Annotated in this window: 2 protein-coding genes; both read right to left on the bottom strand. The window is 38.6% G+C overall.

All coding sequences use genetic code 11. The features are described 5' to 3' along the window. Positions 1–2129: type I polyketide synthase (locus M595_RS26525; protein ID WP_023069676.1), on the bottom strand; the 2129-nt coding region annotated here is incomplete at its 3' end. Positions 2130–2140: 11 nt separating this feature from the next. Next, positions 2141–7434, bottom strand: a 5294-nt coding sequence (locus M595_RS26520) for an SDR family NAD(P)-dependent oxidoreductase (protein WP_023069675.1), incomplete at its 5' end; no start/stop codon positions are given.

Genomic DNA, 7434 nt, shown 5'->3' with positions numbered 1-7434 from the left:
GGCTGTGACTCCAGACAAGCTTTTACCGTGTTTTCGTCGGCAAAAACCACAACCATTTCGCCATTTTGCGGAAGTTGCTGCATTAAACGGGCGCGACTGGCAACGAGTTGGAGTCCATCTTCTAAACTGAAGACTCCCGCAACACAAGCGGCGACATATTCTCCGAGACTATGACCGATGAGAATATCCGGTTGAATTCCCCAAGATTTCCACAGTTGAAACAAGGAATATTCAACAGCAAATAAGGCGGGTTGAGTGTAGATCGTTTGATGAATTAAGGGTTGAAAATTGGGCGAATAAAGCAGGTCTAATAACGGGATATCTAAAGAATTTTGGAGGATTTCAGCGCAGTGAGTGAGGGCATTTCTGAAGGTGGGCTGAGTTTGATACAGTTGCAGTGCCATTCCCTCATATTGTGAACCTTGTCCGGTGAATAGAAAGGCTATTTTAGGATTATTGTAGGATGTTTTTCCTTGAGTAACGTATTTTTTAGTTGTTAAGTTTTGACGAAGTTCGTTAACTGAATTTGCGGTTGCACAAAGCCGATATTGAAAGTGCGATCGCCCCGTATTTGCACTAAAGCAAATATCTTCTATAGATGCTTGGCAATGAGTTAAATACTGCTCATAGTTATGAATATATTCTTCGAGGGCTTCAGGTGTTTTAGCAGAAAGAGTGAACAGGTGTAAAGGGCGATTTTCGGTAGTTTTAGCTAAATTAATAGCCGGAGCTTCTTCTACAATAATGTGAGCATTTGTTCCGCTAAACCCAAAAGAACTTATACCTGCTAGTCTAGGTGTTTCTCCTGAACGCCAGGGCATCAATTTCGTGGAAATAGTGAGAGTAAGTTCCTTCCAATTAATATGAGGATTAGGGGTGTTAAAGTGGAGATGAGATGGGATTTGTTCATGTTTTAATGCTAACACGACTTTAATTAATCCGGCAATTCCAGCCGCCGCTTCGAGATGACCAATATTGGTTTTTACTGAACCAACAATTAATGGTTTTTCTGAGGTGTGGGTGTGGCAAAAAACAGCCCCTAACGCACCAATTTCTATCGGATCACCTAAGCTTGTACCTGTTCCATGTGCCTCAATATAGTTAATTTGGGCGGGATTAACTTTACTATTTTCTAAGGCTTGATGAATTACAGCTTGCTGAGAGGGGCCGTTCGGAACAGTTAACCCACTGCTACGACCATCTTGATTAATTGCTGAACCTCGAATTACAGCTAATATTTTATCTCCATTACTAATCGCATCAGAAAAACGTTTAATAATAATAATTCCGCAGCCTTCTGAACGCACAAAGCCATCGGCTGCTGCATCAAAAGTTTTACAGCGACCATCAGAAGCGAGCATTTTAGCCTTGGAAAAGTTGATGCTAAATTCCGGTGAAATTATACGGTTAACACCTCCAGCTAAAGCGAGATGACATTCTTTGTTTCGCAAGCTTTGGCAGGCTAAATGAATACTCACTAATGAAGATGAACAAGCGGTATCTACAGCTAAACTAGGCCCCGTAAAACCTAACAAATAGGAAAGACGACCTGCGGCTGTACTGTGAGAGTTTCCCGTAGCAAGATAGGCATCAATTTCTTTAATATCTCGAGTGAGTAACTGTTGAGAATAGTCGCTACTACTAATTCCAATAAAGACTCCTGTTTGTTTTTCTGTTAGTTTTTCGGGGATAATTCCAGCATTTTCTAAAGCTTCCCAACTCACCTCTAAAAGTAAGCGCTGTTGAGGGTCTAGACTAACAGCTTCTCTCGGTGCAATTCCAAAAAACTGAGCATCAAATTCAGCTAAATTTGGGACAAATCCACCATAACGAGTTGATATTTTTCCAGGGGTTTCAGGATTTGAATCATAGTAATTTTCGATATTCCAACGGTTGGGGGGAACTTCGGAAATAGCATCTTTTCCTTGCTTTAATAATGTCCAAAATTCATCGGGATTTTTTGCACCCGGAAAGCGACAGCCTAACCCAATAATGGCAATCGGTTCTGTGCGTGCCGATTCCATTTCTGTTAATTTAGACTGCATTTTTTCTATTGCTTGCAATGCTCGGGTTAGTCGGGAGCGATTGTCTATTTGTTGCTCTTTTGGCTCGGAATAATTTTGATTCATTATTTGATCTCCTATAAGTTTAGAAATTGATCGAGATTAGCTAATTTTTCATCGAGTTTATTGGCAATTTCATCTTCTGATAGTTCTTGATTTGGTTCTATTTCTAAATCTTTGGGTATGGGGTCTATAGCTTTTGCGGATTCTCGCTTAAACTCTATGGGAATAATACTTTCTAGATAGTTAATTAAAGCTTCTGTTGTCGGATAGTCAAATGCAAGCGTAGAAGGTAAAGTACATCCTAAACCCGTTTGCAATCTATTTTTTAATTCAACAGAAGTCAGAGAATCCATTCCCAAATCAAAAAATCCGGTTCTTACATCTAATTCTGTGGGTTTAAAGCCAAGAACTTTGGCAATTTCACCTGTTATTAACTTTTCTAATAATGCTCGACGGTTCTTGATAGGTGTTTGTTGAAGTTGGGGCAACCAAGACGATAAATTTTCGGATTTTTCGGTTTTTGAAGTTGAACTAAATTCGGCGAAAAAGGGCGAAACTTTATTGACTTCTAAAAAATGCGACCAATCAATTGGAATGACCCCAACTTGTGGGCTAGATTCCGTAATTAATTGTTCTAATATTTCTAATCCTTGTGTGGGAGAAATCATCCCAACTCCTCTTAACTTGATGTTAGTTTTGGCTTGATTTGCAGCTGCTCCAATATCCGACCAAGCCCCCCAATTAATACTAAGTCCGGGTAATCCTAAATTTTTACGGTAGTGTGCTAAAGCATCTAAAAATGTGTTGGCGGCGACGTGGTTTGCTTGTCCGGGTGAACCTAATAATGCTGTTGCTGAAGAAAAGAGAATAAACAAGTCAAGAGATTGATTTTGAGTGAACTGATGCAAATTCCAAGCCCCTTGAATTTTAGGAGCCATTACCCGTTCAAATCGTTCGCGGTTGAGTTGCATTAATACGCCATCATCTAATAGTCCAGCAGCATGAAAGACACCCCGTAAAGGAGGCATAGTTTGTTCTATTTTTTGAAATATATCAGCGAGTTGATTTAAGTTAGATACATCGGCTTTAGCTGTTATAACTCGCGCTCCAGCTTTTTCTAACTGAGTTATTTTGGGTTGAATTTCTGAGTTAACTGACCGACGACTCACCAACACTAAATGTTTGGCTCCTTTGTTCACTAACCAATCTGCTAATAATAATCCTAACCCTCCTAAACCGCCAGTAATCAGATAAGTTCCATCACCCCGAATCAATGAATTAGAGATAACAATTTTACCAATATGTTTGGCTTGTTGCATCTGTCGAAAAGCCTCTTTTGACTGTTGAATGGAAAAAACTTGGCGAGGGAGTGGACGAAGTTTTCCGTCTTTAAACTGCTGCATTAAATGATGCAACATCGATTGAATTAAATCGGGTTCTCTGTGACACTGTTCAACTAAATCAATTTTAAAATAGGAAGCATTGGGTTTTATTTCATCAACTTGGTTACTATTCAGACCAGTCTTTCCGATTTCAATAAAGCGTCCGTTATCTTTAAGTACGGACAAACTTTTATCAATAAATTCACCGGATAAACAATTGAGAACAATATCAACACCCTGACCTTGAGTTTGCCGCATAATTTCATCGGCAAATTCTAAAGTTCGGGAATTCATAATGTGTTGAATACCTAACGATTGAATAAATTTCCATTTACTCGGGCTGGCGGTTGCAAATACTTCCGCACCCGCTTGTTGGGCTAACTGCACCGCCGCTTGACCGACACCGCCTGCTGCTGCATGAATTAAAATCCGGTCGCCTTTAGCAATTTTGGCGAGATGATGTAGGGTGTAATATGCTGTTAGAAAGGTAACAGGAATTGTGGCTGCTTCTTCAAAGCTTAAACTATCAGGAATTTTAGCAACCATTGCTGCATTAACTGTAACAAATTGGCTGAAACTACCCGCCGCAATTGCTATGACTTTATCTCCAATATTTAAACCTTTGACTTCATTACCAATACGAATAATTTCCCCGGCACATTCGCATCCTAATAAACCTGCATCTCCGGGATAAAGTCCCAAAGTGTTCAGAATATCGCGGAAATTAAGCCCAGTTGCTTTGACTTTAATTTCTACTTCTTTGGCATTCGGTTGGCGGCGAGGTGAGGGTATAAGTTGAAGATTTTCTAATGTTCCCCGTTGAGTAACGGTCAGTTGATAGGGTTCGTTTGGAACCTGCAAACTTTCCGAGTTTTTAAATTGACTTAAACGTGCCAATCTAGCCACAAAACGGCTATCATTTCGCCAAGTAATTTGATCTTCATTTTTGCTGGTTTCTTTGATTTCTTTTAGTAATATTTCTGCTTTTTCTATAATATTATTTTGGTCATCTAAATCAATTCTGACACATTTTAGTTCGGGATGTTCTAAAGCGATAACTTTTCCAATTCCCCAAACAGGTGATTGAACGATTCCTGATAAACTTCCATTCTCTCCAGTTGAAATTGAGCCACTGGTTACTAGCCAGAAACTCGGTAATTTGGAATCCAAAGTTTTCACTAAAGACTGAACTATATTTAACGTACTATTCCATCCTAGCCGAGAAGCTATTTTTAATTCCTCAGAACCCAAATTTTCTATTTTAGGAGTCTCTAAACTCCACAAGTTCACAACACCTGTTAAAGAGGAGTTTTGGGTTTTAAGTGTTTCGAGTAGATGGTGATAGTGACTAATATTATTTGAGTCTATCTGAAATTGATTTTGGGTTAACTGTTGATAATCTAAACCCGCAAAAACGAGCGTTGAATGTTCTCCGATTTCTTGTAAACTCTCTGCTAATTTTTGACCAACGCCTTGGCTGTCGGCAAAAATTAACCAGTGTTTTTGAGTTGTATTCTCTGCTAATTTATGTCGTTCTTTTTGAGCAACAATAACAGTTTGCTGAGAAAAACTATCCGAATTAATTTGTGAGGGTTCAAGTGTTGCAACTTGTTCAAATCCATTTTCTGATAGTAAGTTTTTCCACTGAGAGGCTGAAATTAGAGGATAATTGGGACGGAAATTGTCGCCAAATTTCCACCATCCTTCTGTTAAACCAAAGATAATATCGAGCCAGGATAAAGGTTGATTTCCTTCGAGTAATACCAGCATTCCTCCTGGTGCTAATAATTGCTTGACATGAGCTAAGGTTTGACGTAAATCTGCGGTGGCGTGTAATACGTTAGCCGCAATAATTATCTGATGACTTTCGGATTTATATCCTTGTAAATTGGGTTCTTTTTCAATGTCTAGGAGTTGATAGCGAACACAGGAATAGTCCTTAAACTTCTGTTCTGCTTTCGTGGTGAATAATGGAGAAACATCTGTAAAGATATATTCAAGGTTTTCAGTTTTTAAATGGGGTAATATATAGGCTGTTGTTCCGCCAGTTCCCGCCCCAATTTCGAGAACTTTTAGCTTTTGGGTTTGAGGTTGATTTTCTAGAGCTTTTTGAATAACCTTTTCGACTAAGGTATTCATCACTTTGGCTCCGGGTGAGTTTTGATAAAGTTGAGTTAAAAAGCTAACATCTCCACTCGGAAAGAGTAACTGTATGGGGTCTAATTTTCCTTGCAAAACTTCTGCTAAATGAGAGCCACAAGCGCTTAAAAGGGAAAGTTCCGCTTCTATTTCTAGGTCTAGACAGAGTTGGGTTTTAATCTGACTCGGAGAATCAATTTTAATCGATTCTTGAATGACTTCCCAAGCTTGATTTTTTCTTTGCAGAATTCCGGCTTCAGACAAGATTTCTAGTAGTCGCTCAAATAGACGTTGCTGTTTGCTTGTAATGCCTAATTTATCGGCTAATTCTTGAGATAAAAATTGCTGTTTTGCTGTAAACTCAAACCCCATCTGTGTAAACGCTTGGATAATATAGCTGAGGCTCACATCTTCCAATTGAGGTAACAGTTCAGCGTATTTTTTAAACTGCGGTTGACTTAAAAATTGCCTAAACTCGGGAACAATCTCATCAAAAATTGCTTGAGTCTGAACTACAAAATTAGTTGCAGATGAACTTAGGGGTTGAGGTTTCCATTCAACGGTATACAACCAATCTTGTAGGTTGGTAGTAGAATTTCCTAAAACCGCTTCACGATTGACCGCTTGAATTTGTAGCTGATTGATTTGTGCTGTAATTTCTCCTTCTGAATTTGCTATTAAAATATCAGCAGAATAAACTTTAGGATTCGATGTAAAATGCAGTTTAACTTGACTCCAAAAGGGTTTTTCATCTAATTTATTATGAATAATAAGCTGCTGAAAGCTAACAGGTAAATAAGTGTCTAACTGTTCCTCTGAAAAGGCTGCACCAACCGCCTGAAAACAAGCATCGAGTAGGATGGGATGAATCTGATAATGGTTTAATTCTTCTGCGATAGTTTCAGAAGGGTTAATTTGCGCGAAAACTTGGTTTTCTTCCAAGTCCAATCTGTATATTTTATCTAAGATTTGAAAAGCAGCACCATAACTTATCCCTCGGTTTTGATAATTTTGATAAATAGCTTCAACGGTTTGAATTGTTCCTTTTTCTGCTGCTTTAATATTTAATTTATTTATATTTTTCACTGCATCAGTTTGAATAGCTAACTTTCCACTGGCATGATTCACCCAAACTTGTGAACTTTCTAGCAAGCTAAAAATTTCAAAGCGATAACTTTTATTTTCCTGGGCAGTTAAAATCAGTTGAACTGTTTTTTCTCCATTTTCAGGAAGAATCATAGCCTGATGCAAAACCACATCTTCCAAGCCAAAATTTCCTGTAGGATTAACTTGTTTTCCCGCAGCTAACGCCATTTCTATATAAGCTGATGCGGGTAAAATGGCTGACTCAAATATTCGATGGTCTTGAAGAAAATGAGGATAATTTTGACTCAGCTTGCTTTCAAAATGAATGGTTTGTGAGTTGGCTAGATTAAGTTTTTGACCCAGTAAAGGATGAAGATTTTGAGAGTTTGAAGAAAGCCTCATCTCAGGAATATCTTGCCAATAACGTTGGCGTTGGAAAGGATAAGTTGGTAAAGCCACCCGTTGACGAGAATAATCTTTATCAAAGCCCAACCAATTAATCTCCACTCCGGCTACATACAACTGAGATAAACTCGATAATATTGTTTGCCAATTGTCTTGTTTAGGCGTCAGACTTGCCAACCACAATTTATCACTGTTTCCCAAACAACTTTGTCCTAAACTCATTAACGTTGGCTTCGGCCCGATTTCTACAAAAACATCTATTCCCAACTGGTTTAATGTCTCTATTCCAGAAGCAAATTTCACCGAATGACGGAGATGACGACACCAATATTCTGCGGTTGTTATTTCTTCGGTTG

The sequence above is a fragment of the Lyngbya aestuarii BL J genome, assembly GCF_000478195.2.
Taxonomy (GTDB): domain Bacteria; phylum Cyanobacteriota; class Cyanobacteriia; order Cyanobacteriales; family Microcoleaceae; genus Capilliphycus; species Capilliphycus aestuarii.
Note: the sequence above shows the minus strand (reverse complement) of the source record. Positions and strands in the feature narration are given on the sequence as shown.